Source organism: Sphingobacterium wenxiniae, assembly GCF_900116225.1.
GTDB classification, from domain to species: domain Bacteria; phylum Bacteroidota; class Bacteroidia; order Sphingobacteriales; family Sphingobacteriaceae; genus Sphingobacterium; species Sphingobacterium wenxiniae.
Genome location: NZ_FOZZ01000005.1, coordinates 18,846 through 43,919, shown reverse-complemented (window position 1 = coordinate 43,919; position 25,074 = coordinate 18,846). Strand labels below are relative to the sequence as shown.

The window sequence follows — 25,074 nt, the reverse complement described above, 5'->3', positions numbered from 1 at the left end:
GTAATTGAAAAGTGAAACGAATCTAAGAAAAAAAGCAAGAATTGGCGACTGCTGTTTAAATTTCTGGTTTTACCGCACTTTCTTCGCCATAGTCCTCGTCAGAGCCGAGACACAGCGAGGCACAACGACAGAGCTCAGTGTGAAAAAAAACGTTCATGTGTCATCTTGAGCTTGTCGAAAGATAAAACATAGTGGTTGGAAACTGTTGGGTATTTATTTTTAAACAGGCTCTAAGTGCGTCTGTTCGTAATTTAATTATTACAAGGGTGGAAGCTTGGGAATATATTTGGTAATGGCTATTTTTGAGTAATAAACCTTAACTGCATCAATGAGTTTTTTTATTGCAAGATGAAAAGAAAAGATTTTATTAAGGCCTCATCTTTGTTGGCGGCTTCTGCTTTTATGCCCTTTTCTTATGGCGCTACCTCGGTTTCTACAATTCGTGTTGGATTGATTGGTGTGCATGGTATGGGTTGGTCCAACCTGAAAGCTATTCTGAAAAATACGAATGTTGTGTGTACCGCGCTCAGTGATGTCGATGAAAATACCCTGCTGCAACGGGCAAATGAATTGCAGAAACAGGGCATTGCGGTAAAAAAGTATATCGATTACAAGGAAATGCTGAAAGGAGATACGGTTGATGCAGTCATTATCGCGACGCCGGATCATTGGCATTGTCTGCAAATGGTTGATGCGGTACGTGCCGGGAAAGATGTTTATGTGGAGAAGCCGATCGGTAATTCGATAGCGGAGTGTGCCATCATGGTGAAGGCGGTGGAAAAGCATTCGAGCATTGTGCAGGTAGGGCAGTGGCAAAGGAGCCAACAACATTTCCGGGATGCGATTAATTTTGTCCATGCCGGGCATTTAGGTAAAATACGGACAGTTAAGGCCTGGTCTTATGTGGATTGGAAAAAGCCGATAGAACCTATGCCGGACAGTGAGCCGCCATTGGGCGTGCATTATGATAAGTGGTTAGGTCCTGCTCCAAAAAGAGCGTTTAATCCCAACCGGTTTCATTTTGAGTTTCGTTGGTTCTGGGATTATGCCGGTGGATTGATGACGGATTGGGGTGTACACATGCTGGATTATGCCCTGTTGGGCATGAACGTTTCCGATCCCATATCCATTATGGCATCGGGAGGTAAATATGCGGTGCCGAATGGGGCCTCGGAAACGCCTGATACTTTATCGGTTGTGTATGAATTTGCGGATTTCAATATTCAATGGGAACATGCTATAGGTATTGGTCTCGGACCTTATGTTCGAAATCATGGTGTGGCTTTTATTGGTCAAAATGGTACTTTGGTGCTTAACAGGGACGGTTGGGAAGTTATTCCGGAAGGCGACAGGATGGAAGCTGTATCCTTGCAAAAAGCTGTGGACAATGGTTTGGAAGAACATACGAAAAATTTTGTGCAGGCTATCCGCCAGCGGAATACGAAATTGCTTCATGCGCCTATTCAGGCAGGAGCACATATCGCCCGCTTTTCGCAAATGGGGAATATTGCTTACCGAACAGGTAAAAAGTTGTTTTGGGATGTTGCACAGGAACAGTTTACGGATGCTGAAGCCAATGTTTATATACAGCCGAGCTATAATAATGGGTATGAACTACCTGCTATTTTGGGATAGCCATACCGATATGAATTTTTCCTATGTGTGAAATTCTTCTTCATATCCACGGAGTACGGCTTGAATACCGGTTATTCTTTTTCTCCATAGTTTTAAACTGGAAAAGCCTCCCCAGGCCGTAGCGATTATAATAAGAATTAAGCCTGTTAATTTTGTCGGTGTAAATATTATGGACGACAGAAAGAATGTTACTACTGCTGTCATGAATAGAATATACGTAGAAAGGGATAATAGGGAAATCCATCTTAATCTCTTCACAAAATGGTTTAAATTAGCTTTAAGATTTTGATTATGGTATGTAGACCGTAAATAAAACCAAGCCATGATGCGTTGTACGAGATAAATGGTTATACTGCATAGTAAGAGGACATTTGCCCATAGGGGTTTATTCTGCCCGTCAAAAGCATCGTAATAAATAAAACAAAATAGGGAGATGGCGATGACTTCCATAACAAACTGTACTCGTATTCGGTATAAATCGGGATGATTGATGATTCTTGTCATTGACCAGAGTTGTTTTTTGCTTTTGTGAGGAGAGGGGAATTGTTGCCACTCCGTTTTTAATTGTTCGATATTCATGCTTTTAACTTTTTAGTATATCTTTTAATTTGTCTTTTATTCTACTCATTTTTACAGCCACATAGTTTTCCGATATTCCTATAATTTGTGCTATTTCCCGATAAGAATAATCTTCCAGAAAAAGAGCTATTAAGGCCCTATCTTCTTTTTTTAACATGCGGATTGCCTGAAACATCTTCTCTTCATTTTCTGAGGGTTCGATATTTTCAGTGTGCCAGTTGTCAGCGGGTAAATGCTCCTGTAATTCGATAGGAGCATTTTTTTTACGAAAGGAGGTTATCGCTGTATTGATGGCGATACGGTATATCCACGTACTTACTTTGGATTCTCCTCTAAACTTCGGGTAAGCCCGCCATAATTGGAGTACAATGTCCTGAAAAAAGATCTTCCTGTTCATCTTTATAAGTTCTGTATAATTTGCAGACTTTGTAAATGATACCCTGATGTTGATCGATAATATGTAAAAAGTCTTTTTCCATTCATGTGTTTTTGTAATTAGTTGTTTTTTGGAGAGCAATTCTTACAAAGATTTAATTTTTTTTGTAAGTTTCATTAATTTGTGACGGATGAAAGTAATAGATAAAGTTGCCTGGATATATATTCAAGATAAGAAAATACTTAGCACCCGTTCTGCGGGTTCGGAGATTTGGTTTCTGCCAGGAGGCAAGCGTGAACCCTTGGAAAATGATGTGGAAACCCTTACAAGGGAGATCAAAGAAGAGCTTGATGTGGAAATCGACTTGAGTAGTCTGCGTTATATCGGCACATTTCAAGCACAAGCAGCCAACCACGCACAAGGTGTCATCGTAAAGATGACTTGTTATACGGCAGATTATAAGGGGCAGATCCGACCCACCTCTGAAATTGCTGAATATGCTTTTTTGAGTACAGCTGATAGAGATAAGATTTCTCCTGTGGATCAGTTTATTTTCACATATCTACTGGAAAACGACTGGATAGAATAGAGCATTCTTCTCCGAACCTACTATCTTTGTGTTATGATGAAATTCACGTTGTTATTTCTTTTTATAACCTTTCAAGCATTTGTATTTGGTCAAGAGCCTTTGAGCTATCGGGGTGTGGCTTTGTATTCCGGCGATTTGGTTTTTGTGGGAGCGCAACGTGAGCATCTCTCTGGAGCCATCAATCGCGTGACCCAACGTACGGCTGATGTGTCTTTTGACCATGTAGGATTAATCGAGCTTGCCGAGGGACAACCCTATGTCCTGCATGCTACGGGTTCTAAAGGTTCGGTGCGAGAGCCTTTGGATAGTTTGTTGAAACGGGGAGAGCAAAAAGAAACTACTTTTGTGGTTTATCGTGTCAGTGAGGTATTTAGAGCAGCTATTCCAGAAGCTATCGAACGTGCAAGATCTATGTTGGGCAAACCTTATAATTGGTCGTATGTGCTGAATGATACGTCTTATTATTGCTCCGATTTTATTGAAAGAGCTTTCCGATCGGTATCGCTGTTTTCACTTGAACCGATGACTTTTGTCAATCCGCAGACCGGAAAAGTTGACGATTTTTGGCTAGTTTTTTATGAGAAATTGGGCATAGAAGCGCCAGAAGGAAAAATTGGTTGTAATCCGAATGGTTTGGCAGCAAATGAACATGTCCAGCGTATAGGTGTTTTTCAGTAGTCTTTATGCGCATTTAACTGCTATTCTCTATGATGAATGCAAATTTCTTATTCTCTTCTTGGTTTAAGTAAAACATAAAAATCCTGAGGCGGGAAACCTCAGGATTTTAGCTAACTAACCAATTATAAACCTAATTTATGAAAAGTATTAAGATATAATCAATCTCTGTGCCGTTTTTGAAAATGACAGGTTGCTTAACAGATTTTAACAGTAACAAAATGATTCTATGTTTTTTTACAACTGATCATTTCCTGTAAAGTCCGTACTCCTTTTGAAAACTGTCAATATAGCAGGTAAGGATGTCATTCAATAATGGTGTTATCCATTAAATGCTTTTCGAAGAACCTCTAAACTTTTCGGTACGGCGATGTCTGGGTTTTCTTTACCTTCCATCTCTAACGATACATAGCCTTTGAAGCCTTTCTCACGGGCTATTTTTCCAATGCGTGGATAATCCAAATCTAAGTCGTAATAATGTCCTCCTCCATAATATGTTTTTGCCTGTATAATATTGGCGTGACCCACTAAACGTTCAAATTGTGGATAAGGGTCGCCAACATAATTTCCTGTATCCAAATTCAATCCCATGGCTGGAGAATCCTTTAAGGCTAAGTAAATGCGTTCTAGATAATCGATGTTTGAAGACAAACCCCAATGGTTTTCAATAGCCAATATAACGCCTGCTTTTTCGGCATCTATCAAACACTCTGCTAAACCATCGATACACCATTTGATAGCATCTTCATCTGTATATCCAGGAAGGGGAGTCTCTATTCCTGTTTTGTAATAATCAGGATTGGATCGGCCTGTTCCCCAACTTCCCGTGTTCATCCGGATACAGGGAATCCCCATCTGTACAGCTAATCTTATGCAGTGTCTGGTGTGTTCAATATCTTTTTTCCGTGCTTCGATATCAGGTTTAACAAAGCTTTGGTGGATGGATAGCATAGGGAGTGCCAGACCAGCATCAAAGGCTAAACGCTTCAATTTATTCATGTATGGAATCTCTTCACTCTCCATCTGTCGGTGTAGAATTTCCACACCATCGAAACCTAGCTTTGAAGCATTTTCAATAACACGTTCTATGGGATACTTTACTTTTTCAAAATGCCAGTAGGAATAGGAAGATACGGCAAAGCGTATTGGAGATTCATATTTAGCAGGTTTACTATTGTTCGCTACTTTTTCTTCTGCTAATAAATCCGATGATAGCACCGTTGCAGCTCCTGCCAACGCGACGTTTTTAAGCCATGTGCGGCGGGATAATGATGTTTCTTCTTTCATGGTATTTGATTTAGGGTTTATATAAGGCACAATTTAAGAATTATTCTGCTTTAAAATGTATAAACGATAATCAATTTATTCCACCATCAGTTTGCAAACAATAGGTTTATCAGCTTCTGCCCAATCATAATTCCCTAAGGACTGTATATTAACCCAGAATTGGACGAAAATGCGGTTAGTTCCGTTTTGGAACATACCACCCAACACGGAGCAATTCAAGGGAAAAGCCAAAATGTTAAAGTAAAGTATTACAATATTGATGCTGTATTGTCAGTTGGGTATAGAGTAAATTTTACTCAAAGTCACGACCGTTTCTGATTATAGATAGCAAAGGGGTGTATCATCTCGGAATTTAGCTCAAAGACCTTGGCAAATGGTTGGCGTGCTCGCTTGGAAATGGCTAAACTATGGCGGGATGTGGTGAATCAGCATGGTGGCGATGTCACTGTGATCCACCTGCCCGAAATCGGAATAAAGGGAAACACGCATTTTCCTTTTTCTGACCTGAACAATATAGAAATAGCCGATCTGCTTTCTGACTGGTTAAAGGAAAAAGGGTTAGACGGACGGTGATGCATTACAGGTATGGAATACGCATGGCAATAGCGTATTCCATAGTATAAAAAATCTAAAAATGTGCAATGCAAAGTAGGGGTATTACTCGAAAACCCAATTATTCTTCATACACCTGTTCCAGTGTAAAACCTTCCTGCTGCAGTGTCTGTAGAATATCGAATGCACGGATATTAACAGCCTTTACCGACAGCAATATCCCGTTGATATATTTTGTGACCTGCCAATCGCTGACATTCGGAATTTTTTGTACGCATTTCTCCAATCTTTTTAATTGGGATTCTTCTGTTACCAATGCTTCGAATTTGAAATTTTCCATGACATTATAGTTTTATGGGTTATCAAAAATTACGCTTTTAATATTAAGACGCTGGGTATATCTCTTAACCATTCCTCATCCTTTTGGAACAAGTCTTTCCATGTCGTTAAGCTGCTCAGCATCAATTCAAAATATTGAAGTTCAGTAGAGCTATTGAACATATCATACTGTACCGCAATATGGTTTGGTGCAGCATGATCAATAGATCGCACCGCTTCTTTGAGCTCTAACGACGTTTTAATGGTGTCATTGAGATCCCAAAGCGTGATATGCACACCGCTGTTCTGTATTAACTTATGGATATAGACCAAGAGGAAGCTGTCGCTTAATGAATTTATAGGAACCAGTATACGGTTGATATTTTCGGGCAAACCTTTGTCGATAAGGATACCATAGGGGATGTTCACCGTCTTGATAAGGTTCTTTGTGCGATCATCAAAAAAATCGCTTACAAATAGGTTTTCTTTGCCCGTTAGTGTGCCGTATAGTCGCTCAGGATTGATCATTTTGCTGGTGAAACCGAATATTCTACCCAATAAAGTACCCTCATATACCGACTGCCCCATGCCGGTAAGCAGTAGGTCGTAGTCATCTGCATTAGCCATCTGGGCAATATCCTCCTCTATGTCATCCGTGCCCCGAAAGATCGGTCTATAGGGCTGATCCAGAAGCTCACTTTCCCTATCCAATAGAGAGAAATTCTCCCGCTCGTATTCTTCGGTGTTGAACTGGTTCAAGTCGTTCCCGGGCGATAGATGTAGGGCCGATATGGTGGATGTATTGATAGATTTCTTTGTCAACATATTGGCAAGTCTTAATAGAACCTTACCTGTATTAGGATTGCCGAAAGAGATTAAGATATTGTATTTATTCTTCATGGGAATGCCTGCCTCTTCAACCTCTTTTTCCGGTTCAAAGAAGCGGTTAATTAAGTCAAGGGCTGGCCCTGTCATAAAGGTTGTGATTAAGGCCATCAGTACTAATATGGCAAACATTTCAGCAGTCAATACGCCGAGATCATATCCGATATTCAAGGCTACCAATTCCATTAAACCGCGGGTATTCATCAAAGCACCAATCGTGAGACTGCTGTGCCAGTTCTGTCCGACGAATTTGGCGGATATAGCACTTCCGATAAATTTCCCCACTACGGCAATCACAATTACCAAGGCACATATCTGCCATAATCCAGGTTCATTTAGCAGGCCGATTTGTGTACGCAATCCCGTAAAAACAAAAAATAATGGAAGCAGAAGCACTTGTGACACATCTTCTACTTTCTCGATAAAGATGTTTCGGAAACTGACGTTGGCGGGCATAATAACGCCTGCCATAAAAGCACCGAATAGGGCATGTATACCGATAATCTCTGTTGTCCATGCGGAAATGAGAAGAGTCAAAAAGAAGATGCCGACCACAGGTTTGCTTAACCTTTCTTTACTGGAATAGAGGTCGCCTATGCGCTGTAGGAAAGGGCGTACGAATCGCAGCATCAGTACGACATAAGCCGTTGCAAATAGAATAGTATAGCCAGCACTCGCCAATGAACCCGCTTTTACCACAGCGATTACGGCTGCCAACAGACACCACGCGGTTATATCGTCGGCAGCTGCACAAGTGATGGCTATAGAACCCAATCTTGTCTTGGTCATGCCGCGTTCCTGAACGATACGGGCAAGGACAGGAAATGCCGTGATACTCATCGAAATGCCGATGAAAAGGGCATAGGAAAGAAAAGAAATATCAGGAGGTGCTGTTTGTTGGAAGATAAAATAAGCCAGCGACATTCCTAAAAGAAAAGGAAAGATAATGCTGGCATGGCTGATAACAACGGCATCATGGGCTTGGTTCTTAAGGATTTTTAAGTCAAGTTCCATCCCCACAACAAACATAAACAGGACAAGCCCCAGTTGGCTGACAACACCAAGGTTTGCCAGGGATTCCACAGGAAAAAGAAATGCCGATACCTCTGGAAAATAATTTCCCAATAGAGAAGGACCAAGGACGATACCAGCGACGATTTCACCAATAACAGAGGGCTGACCGATTCTCCGGAATAAAATGCCAAAAAATCTTGCGACGAGAATTATAGCAATTATCTGAAGCAATAGTATCGCTGCTGGATAGGCTAAATTGGTTTGGATTCCTTCCACAAAATGCTGCCAGGCAGATCCTTCAGAAGCGACTTGTTTCAAAGTTGTGTTGCTTTCGATATTTCCACCAGAAAGGATAATCCAATAGCCTAATGCCAAACCTCCACCGATAATAAAAAGATAATATAAGATGCTTCGTAATTTCATACTTGTATCCGTTGTCTATAAAGTTATTGACACAAGTATATTTGTTTTGTTTGGAAGGCTATGTCGGAAAGAATTGTTTTTGTACTGAAACGACTTTTTTTTGTACTAACTTGGAAGTAGTGTCATCAGTTGTTCCCGGTATTGCTCGGATAGTTTAAATTGGATGGGCGTTTTATGGCTTGATAGCTCGCAAGAAATCCATTGTGTTGTATAATGGCTTACAGTATCCACAGCAATTGCTGTTCTTCGGTTAATTTTACAAAATTTATCCTTTGGAAGCTTTTCGAGAAGTTCATCGAAAGTGATGTTTTTGCCAAAAGGCGCTGACCGTCTTTAAAGCAGATGTCCTTGTCGCGACGGTCATTTTCCGCAACAGCGATATAAGCAATATCATTTGGGTTTATCCTCGACTTCCCAAGACTGCTGTTGAGCTCTATATAAATCGGAGTAGCATTTTTATTATGGGACAGCCAAGTCCGAGCTTTATTCATTGCCTTTTCCAGACGCTCCAGCTGATAGGGTTTGCGGATATAATCCACCGCATCTAAATCAAAGGCTTCAGCAGCGTATTCCTTGTAAGCTGTAGAGAAAATAATGGCTTTCCCTTCCAGCTTTTTGGCCAGTTCTAAGCCATTTATGCCTGGCATATTGATGTCCAGAATGCAGGTGTTAAAATCCAGACTGTTAATATCATTCAGAAACTTTAATGGATTATTGTACTATTTGACTATCTCCGTATCATTTAACTCTCGGCATAAAGCCTGCAAGTAACTTAACATAGGTAGCTCATCATCCAGTAGAATGCACTTAATCATTGCCAGATAATTTTATTTCAACTTTGACATGATACACATCGTCCTTTTGTTCGGTGACTAAAGTATACCGATTGCCATACAATTTATCCAACCTGTTTTTAAAGGACCTATTACCAATCCCTCCACGTTCGGTGCCTTTGGCCATTGTATTCTCTTTTATCTTGTTTGATACGGATAGTAGGACTGTGTCTTCCGTAGCCTCAAACACGACTGAGATAAAGCTATTTTCGTTTTGTAGATCTGCGTGTTTAAAAGCATTTTCGATGGGATTTATCGTAATGAAAGGTGCAATCATCAAGTTTCCTGCTTCAGGAGTGATTTTTGTGCGCATGTGGAGGTCAAATAATGGACTGACCTTTAAACGGTTAATCTCTATCAGGTTCTGGGCAAAGTTTATTTCGTCTTTTAGTTTGACTAGCTTCTCGTCTGATTCGTATAGGATATAATCTAAGACATTCGATAATTTGTCCAAGGCATGATAGCTGTGGTAGGCGTGCGACTGGATGGCATTTAATGCATTTTTTAACAAATGCGGATCTAACTTATAAGGAGTGAGGTCGGGATGGAAGCTATTTCGTTCTGTCTCTTTCTGCTCCAAAAGACTTTTGTTCCTTTTCGTAAGATCCTGTATTTTTCGGTACATGATCCACAAGGCACAAGAGGCAGCAATACCTATTGCAATGATAATTAGCCAATAGAAATGGTCTTCCATTTTTGTTCTTCCTTTGATAAGCTATGTCGAGCAAATATACTTAAACTCGACTGTTCGAGAGGAATGGTAATGGATATTTTGTTGTAGGGATTATAGTGTCCATAATATCGAAGAACATCCAAATCCGTAATTTTGGTAGGGAAAACAGTAATTTGTATACCAATCTCTAAGCAGATTTTAAAGAACTTTATCTTGTAAACAATTGATTCAAAAGAACAATATGGAAAAATCAAATTTGAACCGTCGACAATTTCTGACTACGGGTGTGTTGGCAACTTCTGCCATGGCTTTAGCGACAGTGGGGTTACAGAGTTGTAATGCAGATTCGAACAAAGATAACGGTACTTCAAATAACACAAAAAAGGATAACGCCAAACGTACACTGGGAACAGGCGATCACAGTATAGAAGTATCTGCTTTGGGATTAGGTTGCATGGGAATGAGTTACCACCGAAGTTTCATACCGGACAAGCAAGCGATGATAAAGATGATTCGTCAGGCTGCTGATCTTGGAGTTAATTTTTTTGATACGGCAGAAGCGTACGGACCATTTGTCAATGAACAATTAGTGGGCGAAGCGCTGGAACCCATCCGCAATGAGATCATCATCGCTACCAAATTTGGTTTTAAGGAAGGTCGACCCGAGATAGGTCTGGATAGTCGCCCCGAAAGGATCAGAGAGGTTGTCGAGAACTCGCTTAAAAGCCTGCGAACGGATTATATCGATTTACTCTATCAACATCGTATTGACCCGAATGTGCCCGTGGAAGATGTTGCCGGGACGGTAAAAGACCTTATTGCCGAGGGCAAAGTGAGGCACTTTGGCATGAGTGAAAGGGACTTCAACGCGAGTGCAGGAGGATTAGATGCTGTTCGTAAGGCGCATGCTGTACAGCCCGTAACAGCTATCCAAAGTGAATATTCACCCATGACCCGTAATCCGGAGAACGGTGTGCTGGATTTATGCAGGGAGTTGGGTGTCGGTTTTGTGCCTTATAGTCCGTTGAGCCGTGGGCTTATTTCGGGCTACATCAATGAACGCACGAAATACAACCCGGATAACGATAACCGTGCAACATTGCCTCGATATGAACCTAAAACGATTATTGCCAACTGGCCGATAATAGATATACTGAAAGAGTTTGGTGACCACAGAGGTCTGACCGTCGCACAGGTAGCATTGGCTTGGCTATTAGCGCAAAGGCCTTTTGTTGTTCCTATCCCCGGCACAACCAAGCTGGCACATTTGCAGGAGAATATGTGGGCATCGGAATATGAATTCATGGCAGATGAATTGAAAAAGCTAACCGAGGATTTATCAGGCGTAGAGATTTTCGGTGAACGGTATACCACAGGTTATCCGACTGCGAAGTAAATAGTTCTATCGCCGAAGTTACAAGTACGCCTTTTCATTGCTGATAAAGGTTGTTTTTTTGTACGGAACAAAATTTTTCAATAGGATTACAGGAATTAGTCCGTTATCTTTGGTTAACCGCAAATGCAAAATCATGGAACACGAACAAAATGGCCAACAGCATTGTTGTATGCATGAAGAGAAAGTAAGCCTCAAAGTAAATTCTACTATGCAGAACGATAGTTGCTGTACAAAAAATCATACTGATGGTGACGGACACGATCATGCGCATGGTAACGGTAGTATTTTCAAGATGTTTGCGCCTGCTCTTATTTCTTTTGTGCTATTGCTTTTAGGCATCGCCATGGACAATTGGTTTCCGCAAACTTGGTTTAAAGATTGGTTGAGGATTATTTGGTATGTGGTGGCGTATGTTCCAGTTGGGGTACCTGTACTGAAAGATGCCGTTGAAAGCATTCGTAAAGGTGATGTTTTTTCAGAGTTCTTTCTGATGGGAATTGCTACTGTCGGCGCATTTGCCATTGGTGAATATCCTGAAGGAGTCGCTGTAATGCTGTTTTATTCTGTCGGGGAAGTATTTCAAGGAATGGCGGTGCGAAGAGCAAAATCAAACATCAAATCCTTACTTGATCAGCGGCCTGACGAGGTAGTGGTATTGGTAAACAATGAACCGCAAGCGATTAAGGCCGAAGCTGTAAAAATTGGTCAGATAATACAGTTAAAACCAGGGGAAAAATTGGGTTTGGACGGAGAATTATTATCCGAGACAGCATCTTTCAATACCTCCGCTTTAACCGGAGAAAGCAAACCTGATACTAAAAACAAAGGCGAAATAGTTTTGGCAGGGATGATAAACCTGAATACCGTTGCACAGGTAAAGGTGACTACTGCATATACCGATAGTAAATTGAGTAAAATTCTGGAATTGGTGCAAAATGCTACTTCGCAAAAAGCCCCAACAGAATTGTTTATCCGCAAATTTGCTAAAGTTTATACACCAATTGTGGTGTTCCTTGCTATTGGAATAGCCTTGTTGCCAGCATTATTTGTTACTGATTATATATTTACAGATTGGCTCTATCGAGCACTGGTATTTTTGGTGATTTCTTGCCCATGTGCCTTAGTTATCAGTATTCCTTTAGGGTATTTTGGAGGAATTGGAGCCGCTTCACGCAATGGAATACTGTTTAAAGGGAGTAACTTTTTAGATAGCCTTGCTAATATCCAAAATGTCGTGATGGATAAGACGGGCACAATGACCGAAGGTGTTTTTAAAGTACAGGAAGTTGTCTTTGACCCTAATTGCAATCAAAATGATATATTGGAGATGGTCAATGCATTGGAAAGTAAGAGCACGCACCCCGTGGCAACTGCTATTCATGAATATGTCGGAAAACCAAACCATGAGATCCTTCTGGAAAATATAGAAGAAATCGCTGGACACGGATTGAAAGCTTCTATTGATGAGAAGGATTTATTAGTAGGGAATTTCAAATTGATGGATAAATTTGGATTATCATACGGCTTAGATCCGAGCAGTATTGTCTACACAACTATTGCTGTTGCTTATGATAATAAATTTGTTGGCTACATCACGATCGCAGACAGCATTAAAGAAGATGCGCAGGAAACTATCAACCTGCTGCATAGACTGCAAGTGAGAACGACGATGCTCAGCGGTGATAAAGGCACCGTTGTAAAATACGTAGCCGAGCAACTTGGAATAGACCATGCTTTTGGCGATTTGTTGCCTGAAGATAAAGTGAATAAAGTAAAAGAAATAAAAGCCAGAGGTGAAAATGTAGCTTTTGTTGGGGATGGTGTGAATGACGCTCCTGTGGTAGCACTGAGTGATGTCGGTATTGCTATGGGAGGCTTAGGAAGTGATGCTACTATTGAAACGGCTGATGTGGTTATACAAGATGACAAGCCTAGTAAAATACCTATGGCCATTCGTATCGGAAAGCAAACCAAGAACATTGTTTGGCAGAATATTGCTTTAGCTTTTGGTGTAAAAGCAATTGTACTTATCCTTGGAGCAGGTGGTTTAGCAACGATGTGGGAAGCTGTTTTTGCTGATGTAGGCGTGGCCTTGTTGGCGATATTGAATGCTGTAAGAATACAGAGGATGCAGTTTTGAGTCTGTCTGTCTCAAGGTTATTGCGTTAAATGTATAAGGACTGAATAACAAATAAGTGAGTTTAATCCGTTATGCATTATCGCCTTTTTTGTCTTCCTGAGGCTTCGATAGACTCAGCCTGACATTTATCGAAGGAATTGTCATCCTGAGCTTGTCGAAGGATAGACATGTCGCTCTTCCTTCGCCATGGTCGAGGCACAGCGACAAGCTCAGAGTGACAACTAAGAGACTTGTTATTGCGTAATGTACAACGGTTAGTTTAAATTTATTGATATGCTTACATCTATCAACCCCAAATTGCCCATGCGAGACAAAGTCGCAACCAAAGGTTTTTACCTTGATCAATTAGGTTTTAAGGAATTGGCGGACTATGGGGACTATCTGATTATTGAAAAAGACGCTGTCGAAATTCATTTTTTTGAATTCAGAATGCTTGATCCTAAAGAAAATTACGGTCAGATCTATATCCGCACGGATAATATAGACAGACTTTACCAGTCTCTTTTGAACAATAATATTCCTATTCATCAGAATGGTCATCTGGAAACGAAGATTTGGGGACAAAGGGAGTTCTCTTTGCTCGATCCGGATAGCAATTTGTTGACGTTTGGACAGGGGGTAAAATTATAAGAGGGTAGTATAACCCAGACATTTTTCTTTTACTCAAAAAATTAATTATCTTTGTTTACAGACATAGCAAGGGGTGCCTCGATAATCGGGGCTGAGATTATACCCTATGACCTGATTTGGATAATGCCAACGTAGGGATGCACACCGCACAAGATCAAGATTCTTGTTCGTTGCCTTGGGCAATCTTCCATTTAAGGTTGCTAATAAACATTGGCAATAATATGGAACAAGAAAAAACAACATTAGAACTCATTCCGAAACAGCAAGAAAACTGGCAAAACCGCCCAGAATGGTTTTTCAACAGAGCGCATACCGACACTTATGAGCAATGGTATGAAGGGCGGTACAAGCGTGCCGAAGTTTGGCAGAAAAAAGTAATGGAACAGCTGTTGGTCAAGGACCAACGCGTAAAGACTTTGCTGGAATTTGGATGTGGTACCACACGTTTCACACGATGGTGGAAAGAAATCGGTATTGAAGCTACAGGTGGAGATATCTCACCGTTGATGCTTTCGCAGGCAATGCATCTCTTTGCGGGAGATCTGGTCATGGCAGATTCTCATCATATGCCTTTTAAGGATCATACTTTTGATGCGCTTGCCTTTATCACTACATTCGAATATTACAAAGATCCAGTACGCGTTATTCAGGAAGCTGCTCGTGTAGGCAAATACGGTATTGCCATGGGCATGATGAACCGTAATTCTCCTAAGGTTGTACGCCGTCGTGTGCAGGAACTATTTGGAAAGAACCCCTTCTATCTAACGGCCACGTTCTACACACCTAAAATGCTAACCCATATCATTCATAGAGCTTTACGAGGACGTGAATATACCATTGAATGGACTTGTGCCGGACTTCCAAGCTGGTTTCCTGTGCAGCAATGGGGCGTCCCTTATGGTGACTTTTTTGGGTTGTATGTGCAATTTAACGATGTAGAATGATGACAACGACAGAAAAGCAACTTGGGAAGATTGGAATACCGATCTTTGATAGCACTATTGCATCGATGAAGGGTTACAAACGGCAAGAGGTAAGGCGTGGGCCACAGTTTGGCGTTGATGTATCGCTTGTGGATTTGCCAGGAGGGATATCCATGGCAATGACTAGCGACCCTCTTTCTCTCATTCCCTCATTAGGTTTGGAGGCATCGGCGTGGCTTTCGGTGCACCTTATGGCTAATGATATGGCAACAACAGGCCATGCTCCTATGTATGGACAGTTTGTTTTGAACTTACCGACATCTTTGACTAAGGAAGATTTTAAGCAGTATTGGTCTTATATCCACCGATTCTGTGTAGATATTGGTGTAGCAATTACAGGAGGGCATACAGGCTTCGTTGAACATCAAAATTCGACTATTTCAGGCGGTGGTACGTTCGTGGCAATTGCTCCGAAGGGAACAATGCGTAATTCTACCGATGCCCGAGAAGGGGATGTCTTGTTGGTAACAAAGCAATTTGCTATTTCTTCGACAGCAATATTAGCTATGAGTTTCCCTCAAACTGTACAGAACAAAGTCGGTACAGAGCTCTATCAATTGGCTTGCAACTCTTTTTATCAAACTTCCTCTCTTAAAGACGCTCTTACTGCGGTAGAAAATAATGAGCATGTGGATGATGTCAGTGACATGCATGATGTAACGGAAGGAGGAGTGCTCGGGGCTATTTATGAATTGGCAAATGCTTCCCACAACGGTGTCGTCATTGATAGTGATAAACTGCCAGTGTCACCTGTACAGGATGAGATATGTAAGATATTTGGTTTGGACTATCGTTATTGTGTCGGAGCTGGTTCTATGGTTATTGCCTGTCGTGAAGCAGCAGCACAGCGTATTATCCATCGTCTAAAAACAGTAAGTATATCTTGTGTTGAAGTCGGTAGGCTTACGAATATCTCATCAGGTATAAAACTTATAGAACAGGGCTTCGAAAAGGAATTGACTTACTACGAAGATGATCCCTATTGGGCTGCTTTCTATCACGCTTGTGAAAGGGGGTGGAAATGATACGTAAGCTACAGGATATTGGTTCCGGAATCTATATTGTTATAGATCCCTCTATGGAGAGATCAGTATTGTACAGCAAAATCGAGAGAATACTAACGGAGAAAATTGCAGCTGTGCAGATTTGGGACAACTTTGACCAAGAAGATGATATTGACAGTCTGATTGATGAGCTGTGTCTGCGCTGCCATGCTAAGGGTGTTCCGGTGTTGATTAACAACCAATGGCAGTATCTTAGGAGTACGATGTTGGATGGAGTGCATTTTGACGTTGTTCCTCTGTATTATGAACAGCTCCAAGAAGAAATTAATAGATCGTTCTTATGTGGAATAACTTGTTCGAATGATATGGATAACATTCTATGGGCTAGGGACCACAAGGTGGATTATATATCATTCTGTTCTATGTTTCCTTCGAAAACTGTGGAGAGCTGTGAACTGGTAAACCATAACTCTGTAAGAAAAGCAAGAGAAATTTTTGAAGGACCTATTTTCTTAGCTGGAGGAATCAACCCTGATAATATTGGTGAGCTTCGAAACTTACCCTATACTGGCATTGCTGTTATATCGGGCGTGATGAATAGTGATACACCCGACCAATCCATACGTGAATACCTTAAAAATGGATGTTAAATACTATGTGCTATACATCTTTAGGATTGAATATAGCGAGAAGATTAGTAAGGAAGCTTTTTAAAACATTTATTAGAAACGAGATTATGTATATAGAAACCATAAAAAAACTTTGCTGCCTTTTTGATAGAGGCGAGCTAACATTGACTACTATCCATACTAAATTGGATGGAAACATTGAAGAAGGATATCTGTTGTGTTCAAGTTGTACGAGAATATACCCTATTATACGGGGAATCCCTATCATGAGCCCGGATGAATACAGAGAATTTGAACTGGAGAAACCGCTTTTGGAAAGGTGGGAGAAGCACCTGAATGGTAAAACTATAACGAATTTTAGATTGATTGAATCAAATAGTTTGGTTTAGTAAGTATAAAAATAGAACAATTCAAATCCTAGTGAGCTGTTCTATTTTTATACTTTGGATTACCTTTGTTGATTTTTATTATCGTCGTATCGAAGCATAGGGTTTCAAATTATCCGATACCCTTTAAATAGTCCACTAAATCTGTTTCGGAATTAAGATTAAATTTTTGTTTTAGCCGATATTTGGCCATTCGTACACTTTTAGGTTCTACGTTTAGTAATAAAGCAATTTGTTTGGTCTCCATACCAAAATAGAGATATGCACAGTATTTTTGATCCAAGAGGGTAAGTTTTTGTTGGGCCTGTTCGGTGAGATGCTGAAAAAAGTTGGGATGCAGCTCTTGGATGTGGAACTTCGTGCGTTCAAAATCACCGTCTACCAAAGTCTCCTCGCGAAGAATCTGTTTCAGATTGTCTGTATCTTCTGTGGTCAATCTTTCTTTTACCTGTTGGAGTACTTCACTCTTATGGCGTAACTGTAGCTGGCTAAGCAGAACCTCGTCTTGTAGCTTTTGCTGTTGCAATTCCAATAATTCCTGTTCAGCTTTTAATCGAGCTTGTTCTTCTTTTTCATATTTGATTTGTAAGACACTTTCGTTCTTTTCAGCTGTCAGTTGTTTTTCTCTTGCTAAAGAGTACTTCAGGTTGAAATGATAGGAACGAAACATGAAAAATGCACCCACCAGACCAATAGCAATGAGTCCAATCAGAAGTTGTTTCTGTTTACGATGGCTTTCTGTCTGTTCTTTCAGTAGCTGTATTTCTTGCTCTTTCTTGGTGAAGTCAAACTGGGCCTCCAATCTTTTGGCATTTGCCTCAGACTCTTCATTGAAAAGTATCCTACTGTACTTGGTGATCTCCTGTTGATTGTCGAAAGCTTTTTGGAAGTCGCCTTTTTGGACATTGATTTTGACCAAAGATTGCAAAACATTGATAAGGGTGTGATAATAAGGGCTTTTTTTCTGAACCATCATTGTATATGCTAACAAGAGATAGTTCTCTGCTGATTGTAGATCTTGTTCTTGAAGGCTTAATTCGCTCAATATACCATACCCACTGGCTACTACAGCTTCATTACCACTAGTTTCTTGGGCGGCAAGCATGGCTTCGCGTACATGGTTTCGTATTTGTTGCTTGATATGGTTATCGTTTTGATTATAGTATTTCTGATAATAACTTGCCTTGTTAATGTGTAGCATGGAGTAGGTATTATGCAATATCTGCCCGGGATATTGCTGATATAGTAAAATACCTGCATCCAGAAGGTGCATCACACTATCTAAATACTGTTGCTCCTTATTTTGCTCATATCGGTACGTATAAGCCACGGATAGTGCACTATAGCCATTGGCCAGTAGATTTTTGTTGCCCGATAATTTAGCAAAGGTAATGGACTTCTCTGCATAATCCTGTGATTTATCCGCATCGTTCCATTCAGAATAGATACCGTACAATTGGTAATAGATGCGAGCAACCAGAGCTGCTTACTCTTTTGGATGTTTAATTTTTGAGAGTGCTTCGTGTAGTTTCTGGATTGGAATATCTGCATCAAATAATGTGCGTTGCAAGATTACTTCCGCATAATGTGCATAAGCCATGGGCAAAGGGCTGTTTTGTGCTTCTGCAGATTGATAAGCTTTATCCACATATTCTCTGGCCATTTCGAAATTCTCCATATTGGTGTAGATATTGGATAATAACCAATAGGAACGAGTAACGTCTAAGTTATGCGATGAAATATCCAAACTGTTCTGCAAGCTAAGGTTAGCCATGCTGATGGCCTCCGAATATTGCTCACTAGATCGATACCAATCGGCAATCTGCTGTTGGATGGCAATCTTTTTATTGAAATCGGAGGCTTGTTTCAACACCCTCTGTAAACTGTCGATATACCCATTATGTGCTTGTGCACATAGGGATAAAAAGATAAAGACAATCGTAGGGATGGGTTGTTTCATAATACAAATATAATGAACCTCCAAATAGTAGGGCTGGATAGCTATATAAAATATTGTTTCTGTTGGTTGTTTAAATAGTTTGATAATTAGGTGTTTATGAGTTTTGTAGTCACATTGTAGTCATTGTTTTTGTTGCTCGTGGTCTGTTTGTAGTCCAGATATTCTTCTTTATTTCAAGTGAATGTCAGAACTTTGATTCTATATAAATTTAGTGCATATGATATTTTTCTTTGGACTACGCTCGACAAAAATTGTCGAAAAGCAGGCAACGATACCATGTTCTCATTGTGAGGAGAAACAGGTGTGGTTCTTTATACATCAAAATTACTTTCATTTGTTCTGGATACCAGTTTTTCCATTATGGAAGTCCACGACCTCTGTTTGTGCCCACTGTAAGCAAGTACTTAATAAAAAAGAGTTTTCGAACGCACTTTTGGATAACTATAAAATAGAGGTAACAAAAGCGAAGACACCATGGTGGACGTTTTTTCTGCTGATTGCTTTTTTTGCGTTATTAGTCTTTTCTATCATTTTGTCCCAATGTTCTTAAATAACAAAAATACTTTAATCGCCATAATATGAAAAAATTTATCCAAGACGGTAATGTCTACACATTGAAAAAGCAATATGGTATGTTTGTTCCTTTATGTGGAGCCTTCCTGATTTTATCCATAGTAGGGTTTACTGAAGCGCCTGAATCGTCCTTTAAGTGGTGGATGTTAGGTATTGCTCTACTTATGTTTTTCTTATTCTTGAAGTATTCCTTAATCGTTGATATGAACCAAAGAGAAATCCGTATCCGCGCAGGGTTATTCAGCAAACCGATTACTATTCCTATTGAGTAGTTACAGGGCTTTAGTGTGCATAAAGTACAATATATGGGATTTATTACAGTAAATGTATCATTAGTGGCAAGCTATATAAATGACAAAGGGAAGGAAAAGGAAGCCAGCTTGGTGCAAAGTTTTTTCTCCCGTCCAATACAACGTATTTTGAATGATGTAGATGATATTTTAGGGAAAAATGAATCTGCAGGATAGATTGCGATTTAAATCTGATGCCAATGGTATCTCGTTTCAACCTCATCGAGATATGAAGCATAGTTTGTTATGGTCTGCAGGTATTATAGCAGTTATTGTCGTTGTCTTATTGTTGTTTGGGGATTGGCTAGGCGAAAGGGGACAGATGATAGGTTTAGCTATTGTGCTTTACTGTGTAGTCCATGTTCTGATAGACTATCTGTTCCGACGGCCTATACGTTATCGATTTGATCTGAATAGTAAGACCGTTTATAGGGAAAGCCCATTATTTGGAAAACGAAAACTTATGCATTTTGATGAGGTCACGATATTTACAAGTTCTGATACGGGAGATTGGTATTACAGTTTGGGAGTCAAGAAAAAGCAGTTTCTTAAAAGTTATAAGATAAGCCCAAGCTTTGGCGCAGGGAAAAAGGCAGAGCAAAGAGCAATGACATATGAGGAGGAGATTTTGGAACCATTGATGAAGATGTTGGAAACAGCACGAGGTTAGCCGTAGAGCTAACCTCGTGTTATCCTACTTATATTTATCTATGCCCCGAGGTCAGTAAAACCGGTACCTTAGGATTAAGGATAATTTCCCGGGCTAAACTTTTGTGAAAGAGCTTCTCAAAGAAACTGCGCCCACCTACCACCGTAAGTAGGCAAAGATCAGCTGACAGACGATCTAAAGCCGTATCAACAATCGTAATATCCTCTTTGTTACTAACCAATTCTGTATTCAGGTTTGCATAGCCTACTGTTTGGCTCAGCTTTTTAGACCAATTGCTTAACAATGCTACCTGTTCTTGCAAAGAACTGTCTTTGAGTTGTGTAATATGTACCAATGTACAGGGAAGTTCCTGTCCATCCAATAGGTTTTTGAGGCTCTGTAGCGTCGCGATGTCTTGATTTTGATAGTCGGTAAAGAAAGCAACACGCTCCAAATGAAATGATGAGGCATGTTCAGGGACAATAAGCAATGGGATATTGACCGACTTGGCTATATCGTAGGTGTTGCTACCCAATATATCCTTACGTGTGCCGGAAGCACCATGAGTTCCCATGATCATAAGGCACACGGTCGTATTCGTGTTTAAGTAAGCCTCTACAGCATCTGTAAGGCTATCTTTAAGGAGCGAAGTCGTGATCGTGACATTTTTAGAATCACCTACTTTTCCTAAGAACTCACCCATGTTATTTTCTGCATCACTTTGTGCGCGTGTTGCATCGGTTTCATTGACTGATTGGCTTTGAAATGCAGAATTGAAGGAGCTGTACGCATGCAAGATATGTAGGTTCGCACCAAGCTGCTTAGCCAAATCCAAGGCATAACGTGTTGCAACTAAAGCATTATTGGAAAAATCGGAAGGTATTAAAATGGTCTTGCTCATCATGATATGGTATGATTGTAAAAGTTGTTGATGCTTTAAACAAAGCAAAAGTGTGCTTATTCCAAAATAAAGAAAAATATTGTTAATTCTGAAAAATACTGCCTGATTTTGTAAAGGTTTTCTCTATAAGAAAGATTTAATATGATTGTTGTAGCCGTATATGGCTAAAATATCTCCCTTCTCCAAGATGGTATTAGGCTTAGGTATGCCATGTAGTATTGTGGTGACCATACTGCTGCCAAAAGATGTTTTTTGTTCCTGGCTCTTTAATATGGTTAGTACCAAAAGTTCATATTTCTCCCTGAAGCCAATCTCTTGAATACTTTTACCAACGTATTTTTCCGGCACAACCACTTCCACAATGGAGTAATTGCTGTTTAGTTCAAAGGAATCTACTAAGTCTGTCATGCATAATTTTTTAGACCATCGTTCTGCAGATTCCTCTTCAGGATGTGCAATCTCTGATACCCCCAATGCCGTTAAAACCTTTTCGTGCAGTCGATTGACGGCTCTACTGATTAGTCTCTTCACTTGGGCTTCTTTGCAGAGGGCGGTTACCATGATATTCGCTCCTTCATCTTCACCGATAGCGACCACGACCACGTCTGTATTTTTTAGCGGAAGTGTATGAAAGGCTGCCTCATCTGTTGCATCTAAACAGATACAATGTGTTATTTTCTCTTTTAAGGCGGTTATTTTTTCAATTCGTTGGTCTACGCCTACGACTTCATTGCCTTGCATGGTTAACTTTTCGGCCAATGAGGCACCGAAATTTCCTAATCCGATAACAATGAATTTCATGATTTTAAAATTTTAATAAACAGTGAGCTCCTCTTGTGCGTATCTGTAATACGTGTATTTTGTCTTCTTAATAAAGGCAATAAGTATAGAGAGCATGGTTACTCTGCCGATGAACATCAATAAGATTAAAACAACTTTGCTGCCATACACAAATTCGTGGGTGACACCTAAGGAAAGACCAACGGTGCTATACGCAGAAAAACATTCAAAAGCAATCTCCAATAAAGGTCTTTTAGGCTCAAAAAAAGATATGGAAAATACACCTAAACCAATGGTCATTAAAGACAAGAACATAGTGGCGAATGCCCTCTGTATGGATGTTTTGCTGATCTCCCGTCCAAAAATCTCTGTGCGATCCTTACCTCTGGCTAAGCTTAGCACGTTTAGTAAAGCTATGGAAAACGTGCTGGTCTTGATTCCCCCTCCTGTAGAGTTAGGCGAGGCCCCAATCCACATTAAAAAGATGATGAACATGACGGACGAGAATTGTAAATCTCCAAAATCGATACTGTTGAAACCCGCAGTTCTTGGTGTGGTTGCCGTGGCAAATGCAATGACAATTTTACCAATGAAACCATGTTCGGAGAAGACATGGTCGTACTCATTAACAAAAAGGATAACGGTGGCTAAAGAAGAAATAACTGCTGTGGTTATGAGGTTTATTTTGCTGTTTATATTTAGCACCCACGGCTTATACATAGCTTTCTTATAAGCCCATTTCCCAATCATTAAAGAACAAAGGTGTTTAATATACGTCAATACATTTAAAACAATAGGAAAACCCAGACCACCGAAAATATAAATAAAAGCAATGATGAGCTGAAAGTTATAATTATAAACAACGCTGGTATTCATAAGCCCATCAGGCAAGATAGCAAAACCTGCGTTACAGAATGCCGATACGGAATGGAATAAGGAGAAAAAAACTTTTGAGCTTAGGGAAGCCGGAATATCATTGCTGATGCTGGAGTAAATGGCTAATGCACCAACCAATTCTATCCCGAAAGTAATGACAATGGTGTTTTTAAGAAGGTCAAACACTTCGGACATGCGTTCAGTATTCGAAAAACCACCTATGGTTAGCTGGTTTTCATACGAACTGCCGCCTTTTAGGAAATAGGCAAACAAACCAGCAAAACTCAAAATACCAATCCCTCCGGCCTGAATAAGTAACATAATGATGAGTTGCCCCCAAATAGTAAAATGGGTGGCTGTGTCGACCACGACAAGCCCCGTCACACAAACGGCACTTGTGGAAGTAAAAAGGGAATCAATCCAAGATAAAGGTTGGTTAATGGCAAATGGCAGCTTCAGTAATAATGTTCCTGTGACTATCAGCAGGAAAAAACTGAGGACGAAGAGCTGTGCCGGATTGTAGAAACGTTTCTTCAATTTTCAAATGAATAAATTCGGTGTAAAGATATAAAATAATTTTTGAGCTGTAGGTGGAAAAAGATGAATATGCGAACTGATAAATTAAATTGATTTATTTTGTCTTTTTTATAGTAATTATCTATGCAATAATTCTGTAAAACACACCCGGATTTATCTATTTTGGGCACTTCAATTTTTGAATAAATAAAATAAATTCATTCAGCTGTTAGTAGTTAATAAACAGTGTATTGTTGTGCTTATCCTGGTTGATGCATGCTGTACCTTTTCTGCAATAGATGTATGTAATAGAAAATAATAAAATCGAATCTTAATCATGGCTCAATTGATCAATCTGAATGCTTTTAAAGACTTTTTGAAATCCAGCAATGCAGGAGGAATACTACTATTTATTGGCGTAGTAATCGCTATGGTTATCGCCAATACGCCTTTGGCAGCGGGATTACAGCGTATACTGGATTATCCGATTGGATTTGAAAACCAATACCTGCATTTACGTTACAGTGTGCTGTTGTGGATAAATGATGGGTTGATGGCCATTTTCTTCCTGCTGGTCGGTCTGGAAATAAAGCGGGAAATCGTAGAAGGAGAGTTGTCCTCTCCGAAGAAAGCTTCTTTACCGATTCTCTGTGCCATTGGCGGTGCTGTCGTACCAGCCTTGATCTATTTGAGCCTGAATGCAGGCAAGGACACAGCAGGAGGGTGGGGAATACCTATGGCAACGGATATTGCCTTTGCCTTAGCGGTTATCAATCTGCTTGGTGATCGTATTCCGGGCAGTTTAAAAATATTCCTGGCGGCACTGGCTATTGTGGATGACTTGATAGCGATATTAGTCATAGCGTTCTTCTATTCCTCGGGTATTGAGATGACCTATCTTTTGTATGCAGGGATAGGCATTATTATCTTGATTATCATGAATAGGATGAATGTGCAAAATCCATATCTCTATCTGATACCAGGAGTCTTTATATGGTATTTTGTGCACCATTCGGGCATACATGCCACGATTGCCGGCGTATTGGTCGCGATGACTATCCCGACCAATGATACAGATAAGGAATCTCCATTGGAAAGACTGGAACATACTATTGCAAAGCCTGTGAATTTTTTGATTATTCCGATATTTGCATTTGCCAATACAAATATCACATTAGAGCGTGATATGATTCATGGTTTAACAGCTCCATTAGGATTAGGAATTTCGCTGGGATTGCTGCTTGGAAAGCCTATAGGTATATTTTTGACTTCTTGGATTTGTACCAAAGTTAAGTTGAGTGCGTTGCCGGAGGGAAGCGGTTGGAGGCATATAATAGGAGTGGGGCTATTAGCAGGTATTGGTTTTACCATGTCTATTTTTATCGCTATCCTATCTTTTGAAGACGCTCTGCACATTGCCGAAGCAAAGCTTTCTATCCTCCTGACTTCTTTATTGGCTGGTGTCTTAGGTTATTTATTCCTTAGTATAAAACAACGAACCTAATATAGGTCTATAGGTTTT

28 protein-coding genes and 1 riboswitch are annotated in these 25,074 nt (G+C 40.2%); of the genes, 15 read left to right on the top strand and 13 right to left on the bottom strand.

Annotated elements, in window-relative coordinates:
• Positions 1 to 348: 348 nt before the first annotated feature.
• Positions 349 to 1,635: a Gfo/Idh/MocA family protein gene (locus BM375_RS08140; RefSeq protein ID WP_093365109.1), complete on the top strand. Its 1,287-nt coding sequence runs from the start codon at positions 349 to 351 to the stop codon at positions 1,633 to 1,635.
• 21 nt (positions 1,636 to 1,656) lie between these two features.
• On the opposite strand, the gene BM375_RS08135 is transcribed toward BM375_RS08140, so the two are convergent.
• Both BM375_RS08135 and BM375_RS08130 read right to left on the bottom strand, forming a co-directional pair.
• On the bottom strand, positions 1,657 to 2,214 hold the full coding sequence (locus tag BM375_RS08135) for a hypothetical protein (protein ID WP_093365108.1): 558 nt from the start codon (positions 2,212 to 2,214) through the stop codon (positions 1,657 to 1,659).
• 4 nt (positions 2,215 to 2,218) lie between these two features.
• Positions 2,219 to 2,611: an RNA polymerase sigma factor gene (locus BM375_RS08130; protein WP_244525851.1), complete on the bottom strand. Its 393-nt coding sequence runs from the start codon at positions 2,609 to 2,611 to the stop codon at positions 2,219 to 2,221.
• A gap of 169 nt (positions 2,612 to 2,780) precedes the next feature.
• Here BM375_RS08130 and BM375_RS08125 point away from each other — a divergent pair, with 169 nt between their 5' ends.
• Together BM375_RS08125 and BM375_RS08120 are read left to right on the top strand one after the other, a co-directional pair.
• Positions 2,781 to 3,179 (top strand): NUDIX hydrolase, encoded by a 399-nt coding sequence (locus BM375_RS08125; RefSeq protein ID WP_093365106.1) that lies wholly within the window; start codon positions 2,781 to 2,783, stop codon positions 3,177 to 3,179.
• A 33-nt stretch (positions 3,180 to 3,212) separates the two neighbouring features.
• Complete coding sequence (locus tag BM375_RS08120; RefSeq protein ID WP_212611651.1) at positions 3,213 to 3,857, top strand: YiiX/YebB-like N1pC/P60 family cysteine hydrolase; 645 nt, start codon at positions 3,213 to 3,215, stop codon at positions 3,855 to 3,857.
• Between the two features lie 318 nt (positions 3,858 to 4,175).
• Here the strand turns inward: BM375_RS08120 and BM375_RS08115 are convergent, their stop codons facing one another.
• Both BM375_RS08115 and BM375_RS17315 read right to left on the bottom strand, forming a co-directional pair.
• Positions 4,176 to 5,141: a sugar phosphate isomerase/epimerase family protein gene (locus BM375_RS08115; protein WP_093365103.1), complete on the bottom strand. Its 966-nt coding sequence runs from the start codon at positions 5,139 to 5,141 to the stop codon at positions 4,176 to 4,178.
• Positions 5,142 to 5,216: 75 nt separating this feature from the next.
• Complete coding sequence (locus tag BM375_RS17315; protein ID WP_212611660.1) at positions 5,217 to 5,372, bottom strand: hypothetical protein; 156 nt, start codon at positions 5,370 to 5,372, stop codon at positions 5,217 to 5,219.
• Positions 5,373 to 5,507: 135 nt separating this feature from the next.
• On the opposite strand from BM375_RS17315, the gene BM375_RS08110 reads away from it, so the two are divergent.
• Entirely contained in the window at positions 5,508 to 5,714 is a 207-nt protein-coding gene (locus BM375_RS08110) for a hypothetical protein (protein WP_212611649.1), read from the top strand.
• A 100-nt stretch (positions 5,715 to 5,814) separates the two neighbouring features.
• Here the strand turns inward: BM375_RS08110 and BM375_RS08105 are convergent, their stop codons facing one another.
• From BM375_RS08105 to BM375_RS08090, 4 genes are all read right to left on the bottom strand, one after another.
• Entirely contained in the window at positions 5,815 to 6,033 is a 219-nt protein-coding gene (locus BM375_RS08105) for a hypothetical protein (protein WP_093365102.1), read from the bottom strand.
• A 29-nt stretch (positions 6,034 to 6,062) separates the two neighbouring features.
• Complete coding sequence (locus tag BM375_RS08100; protein WP_093365100.1) at positions 6,063 to 8,333, bottom strand: cation:proton antiporter; 2,271 nt, start codon at positions 8,331 to 8,333, stop codon at positions 6,063 to 6,065.
• Positions 8,334 to 8,551: 218 nt separating this feature from the next.
• A complete protein-coding gene (locus tag BM375_RS08095; protein WP_093365098.1) occupies positions 8,552 to 9,031 on the bottom strand; it encodes a LytR/AlgR family response regulator transcription factor in 480 nt (159 codons plus the stop codon).
• A gap of 109 nt (positions 9,032 to 9,140) precedes the next feature.
• Positions 9,141 to 9,860: a sensor histidine kinase gene (locus tag BM375_RS08090; protein WP_093365095.1), complete on the bottom strand. Its 720-nt coding sequence runs from the start codon at positions 9,858 to 9,860 to the stop codon at positions 9,141 to 9,143.
• Between the two features lie 220 nt (positions 9,861 to 10,080).
• Here BM375_RS08090 and BM375_RS08085 point away from each other — a divergent pair, with 220 nt between their 5' ends.
• From BM375_RS08085 to BM375_RS08055, 7 genes are all read left to right on the top strand, one after another.
• Positions 10,081 to 11,235, top strand: a complete 1,155-nt coding sequence (locus BM375_RS08085; protein WP_093365093.1) for an aldo/keto reductase — start codon at positions 10,081 to 10,083, stop codon at positions 11,233 to 11,235.
• A gap of 208 nt (positions 11,236 to 11,443) precedes the next feature.
• The gene (locus BM375_RS08080) at positions 11,444 to 13,375 is read left to right on the top strand and encodes a heavy metal translocating P-type ATPase (protein ID WP_398357698.1); all 1,932 of its coding nucleotides are present in this window, start codon (positions 11,444 to 11,446) and stop codon (positions 13,373 to 13,375) included.
• Positions 13,376 to 13,648: 273 nt separating this feature from the next.
• Positions 13,649 to 14,005, top strand: coding sequence for a bleomycin resistance protein (locus BM375_RS08075; protein WP_093365090.1), 357 nt, complete (start codon positions 13,649 to 13,651; stop codon positions 14,003 to 14,005).
• A 59-nt stretch (positions 14,006 to 14,064) separates the two neighbouring features.
• Positions 14,065 to 14,160: riboswitch (TPP riboswitch) on the top strand.
• A gap of 66 nt (positions 14,161 to 14,226) precedes the next feature.
• Complete coding sequence (locus tag BM375_RS08070; protein WP_093365088.1) at positions 14,227 to 14,949, top strand: class I SAM-dependent methyltransferase; 723 nt, start codon at positions 14,227 to 14,229, stop codon at positions 14,947 to 14,949.
• Positions 14,946 to 16,013, top strand: a complete 1,068-nt coding sequence (locus BM375_RS08065; RefSeq protein WP_212611648.1) for an AIR synthase-related protein — start codon at positions 14,946 to 14,948, stop codon at positions 16,011 to 16,013. The genes BM375_RS08070 and BM375_RS08065 overlap by 4 nt, the downstream gene beginning before the upstream one ends.
• Positions 16,010 to 16,642: a thiamine phosphate synthase gene (locus tag BM375_RS08060; protein ID WP_093365086.1), complete on the top strand. Its 633-nt coding sequence runs from the start codon at positions 16,010 to 16,012 to the stop codon at positions 16,640 to 16,642. The genes BM375_RS08065 and BM375_RS08060 overlap by 4 nt, the downstream gene beginning before the upstream one ends.
• Positions 16,643 to 16,728: 86 nt before the next feature.
• On the top strand, positions 16,729 to 17,010 hold the full coding sequence (locus BM375_RS08055) for a Trm112 family protein (protein ID WP_093365083.1): 282 nt from the start codon (positions 16,729 to 16,731) through the stop codon (positions 17,008 to 17,010).
• A 109-nt stretch (positions 17,011 to 17,119) separates the two neighbouring features.
• Here the strand turns inward: BM375_RS08055 and BM375_RS08050 are convergent, their stop codons facing one another.
• Both BM375_RS08050 and BM375_RS08045 read right to left on the bottom strand, forming a co-directional pair.
• The gene (locus tag BM375_RS08050; RefSeq protein ID WP_093365080.1) at positions 17,120 to 18,463 is read right to left on the bottom strand and encodes a LuxR C-terminal-related transcriptional regulator; all 1,344 of its coding nucleotides are present in this window, start codon (positions 18,461 to 18,463) and stop codon (positions 17,120 to 17,122) included.
• A 30-nt stretch (positions 18,464 to 18,493) separates the two neighbouring features.
• On the bottom strand, positions 18,494 to 18,967 hold the full coding sequence (locus tag BM375_RS08045; protein WP_093365078.1) for a tetratricopeptide repeat protein: 474 nt from the start codon (positions 18,965 to 18,967) through the stop codon (positions 18,494 to 18,496).
• Between the two features lie 578 nt (positions 18,968 to 19,545).
• Between BM375_RS08045 and BM375_RS17310 the strand changes: the two genes are divergently transcribed.
• From BM375_RS17310 to BM375_RS08030, 3 genes are read left to right on the top strand one after another with little or no spacing between them, the layout of a single operon-like run.
• On the top strand, positions 19,546 to 19,812 hold the full coding sequence (locus tag BM375_RS17310; protein WP_212611647.1) for a hypothetical protein: 267 nt from the start codon (positions 19,546 to 19,548) through the stop codon (positions 19,810 to 19,812).
• Positions 19,813 to 19,845: 33 nt separating this feature from the next.
• Positions 19,846 to 20,007: a hypothetical protein gene (locus tag BM375_RS17305; RefSeq protein ID WP_212611646.1), complete on the top strand. Its 162-nt coding sequence runs from the start codon at positions 19,846 to 19,848 to the stop codon at positions 20,005 to 20,007.
• A 52-nt stretch (positions 20,008 to 20,059) separates the two neighbouring features.
• A complete protein-coding gene (locus tag BM375_RS08030) occupies positions 20,060 to 20,500 on the top strand; it encodes a hypothetical protein (protein WP_244525850.1) in 441 nt (146 codons plus the stop codon).
• A 34-nt stretch (positions 20,501 to 20,534) separates the two neighbouring features.
• Here BM375_RS08030 and BM375_RS08025 read toward each other — a convergent pair whose 3' ends face one another.
• The 3 genes from BM375_RS08025 to BM375_RS08015 form a co-directional block, all read right to left on the bottom strand.
• On the bottom strand, positions 20,535 to 21,383 hold the full coding sequence (locus BM375_RS08025) for a universal stress protein (RefSeq protein ID WP_093365073.1): 849 nt from the start codon (positions 21,381 to 21,383) through the stop codon (positions 20,535 to 20,537).
• A 120-nt stretch (positions 21,384 to 21,503) separates the two neighbouring features.
• Positions 21,504 to 22,181, bottom strand: a complete 678-nt coding sequence (locus BM375_RS08020) for a potassium channel family protein (protein WP_093365072.1) — start codon at positions 22,179 to 22,181, stop codon at positions 21,504 to 21,506.
• Positions 22,182 to 22,193: 12 nt separating this feature from the next.
• Positions 22,194 to 23,573: a TrkH family potassium uptake protein gene (locus BM375_RS08015; RefSeq protein ID WP_093365071.1), complete on the bottom strand. Its 1,380-nt coding sequence runs from the start codon at positions 23,571 to 23,573 to the stop codon at positions 22,194 to 22,196.
• Positions 23,574 to 23,889: 316 nt separating this feature from the next.
• Between BM375_RS08015 and nhaA the strand changes: the two genes are divergently transcribed.
• On the top strand, positions 23,890 to 25,056 hold the full coding sequence (gene nhaA, locus BM375_RS08010) for a Na+/H+ antiporter NhaA (protein WP_093365068.1): 1,167 nt from the start codon (positions 23,890 to 23,892) through the stop codon (positions 25,054 to 25,056).
• The last annotated feature ends 18 nt before the right edge of the window (positions 25,057 to 25,074 follow it).

Excerpts from the sequence above, each read along its gene's own strand:
- BM375_RS08140 (WP_093365109.1), top strand. The coding sequence starts at position 349 with ATGAAAAGAAAAGATTTTATTAAGGCCTCATCTTTGTTGGCGGCTTCT.
- BM375_RS08135 (WP_093365108.1), bottom strand. The coding sequence starts at position 2,214 with ATGAATATCGAACAATTAAAAACGGAGTGGCAACAATTCCCCTCTCCT.
- BM375_RS08130 (WP_244525851.1), bottom strand. The coding sequence starts at position 2,611 with ATGAACAGGAAGATCTTTTTTCAGGACATTGTACTCCAATTATGGCGG.
- BM375_RS08125 (WP_093365106.1), top strand. The coding sequence starts at position 2,781 with ATGAAAGTAATAGATAAAGTTGCCTGGATATATATTCAAGATAAGAAA.
- BM375_RS08120 (WP_212611651.1), top strand. The coding sequence starts at position 3,213 with ATGATGAAATTCACGTTGTTATTTCTTTTTATAACCTTTCAAGCATTT.
- BM375_RS08115 (WP_093365103.1), bottom strand. The coding sequence starts at position 5,141 with ATGAAAGAAGAAACATCATTATCCCGCCGCACATGGCTTAAAAACGTC.
- BM375_RS08105 (WP_093365102.1), bottom strand. The coding sequence starts at position 6,033 with ATGGAAAATTTCAAATTCGAAGCATTGGTAACAGAAGAATCCCAATTA.
- BM375_RS08100 (WP_093365100.1), bottom strand. The coding sequence starts at position 8,333 with ATGAAATTACGAAGCATCTTATATTATCTTTTTATTATCGGTGGAGGT.
- BM375_RS08090 (WP_093365095.1), bottom strand. The coding sequence starts at position 9,860 with ATGGAAGACCATTTCTATTGGCTAATTATCATTGCAATAGGTATTGCT.
- BM375_RS08085 (WP_093365093.1), top strand. The coding sequence starts at position 10,081 with ATGGAAAAATCAAATTTGAACCGTCGACAATTTCTGACTACGGGTGTG.
- BM375_RS08080 (WP_398357698.1), top strand. The coding sequence starts at position 11,444 with ATGCAGAACGATAGTTGCTGTACAAAAAATCATACTGATGGTGACGGA.
- BM375_RS08075 (WP_093365090.1), top strand. The coding sequence starts at position 13,649 with ATGCTTACATCTATCAACCCCAAATTGCCCATGCGAGACAAAGTCGCA.
- BM375_RS08070 (WP_093365088.1), top strand. The coding sequence starts at position 14,227 with ATGGAACAAGAAAAAACAACATTAGAACTCATTCCGAAACAGCAAGAA.
- BM375_RS08065 (WP_212611648.1), top strand. The coding sequence starts at position 14,946 with ATGATGACAACGACAGAAAAGCAACTTGGGAAGATTGGAATACCGATC.
- BM375_RS08060 (WP_093365086.1), top strand. The coding sequence starts at position 16,010 with ATGATACGTAAGCTACAGGATATTGGTTCCGGAATCTATATTGTTATA.
- BM375_RS08055 (WP_093365083.1), top strand. The coding sequence starts at position 16,729 with ATGTATATAGAAACCATAAAAAAACTTTGCTGCCTTTTTGATAGAGGC.
- BM375_RS08045 (WP_093365078.1), bottom strand. The coding sequence starts at position 18,967 with ATGAAACAACCCATCCCTACGATTGTCTTTATCTTTTTATCCCTATGT.
- BM375_RS17310 (WP_212611647.1), top strand. The coding sequence starts at position 19,546 with ATGAAAAAATTTATCCAAGACGGTAATGTCTACACATTGAAAAAGCAA.
- BM375_RS17305 (WP_212611646.1), top strand. The coding sequence starts at position 19,846 with ATGGGATTTATTACAGTAAATGTATCATTAGTGGCAAGCTATATAAAT.
- BM375_RS08030 (WP_244525850.1), top strand. The coding sequence starts at position 20,060 with ATGAAGCATAGTTTGTTATGGTCTGCAGGTATTATAGCAGTTATTGTC.
- BM375_RS08025 (WP_093365073.1), bottom strand. The coding sequence starts at position 21,383 with ATGATGAGCAAGACCATTTTAATACCTTCCGATTTTTCCAATAATGCT.
- BM375_RS08020 (WP_093365072.1), bottom strand. The coding sequence starts at position 22,181 with ATGAAATTCATTGTTATCGGATTAGGAAATTTCGGTGCCTCATTGGCC.
- nhaA (WP_093365068.1), top strand. The coding sequence starts at position 23,890 with ATGGCTCAATTGATCAATCTGAATGCTTTTAAAGACTTTTTGAAATCC.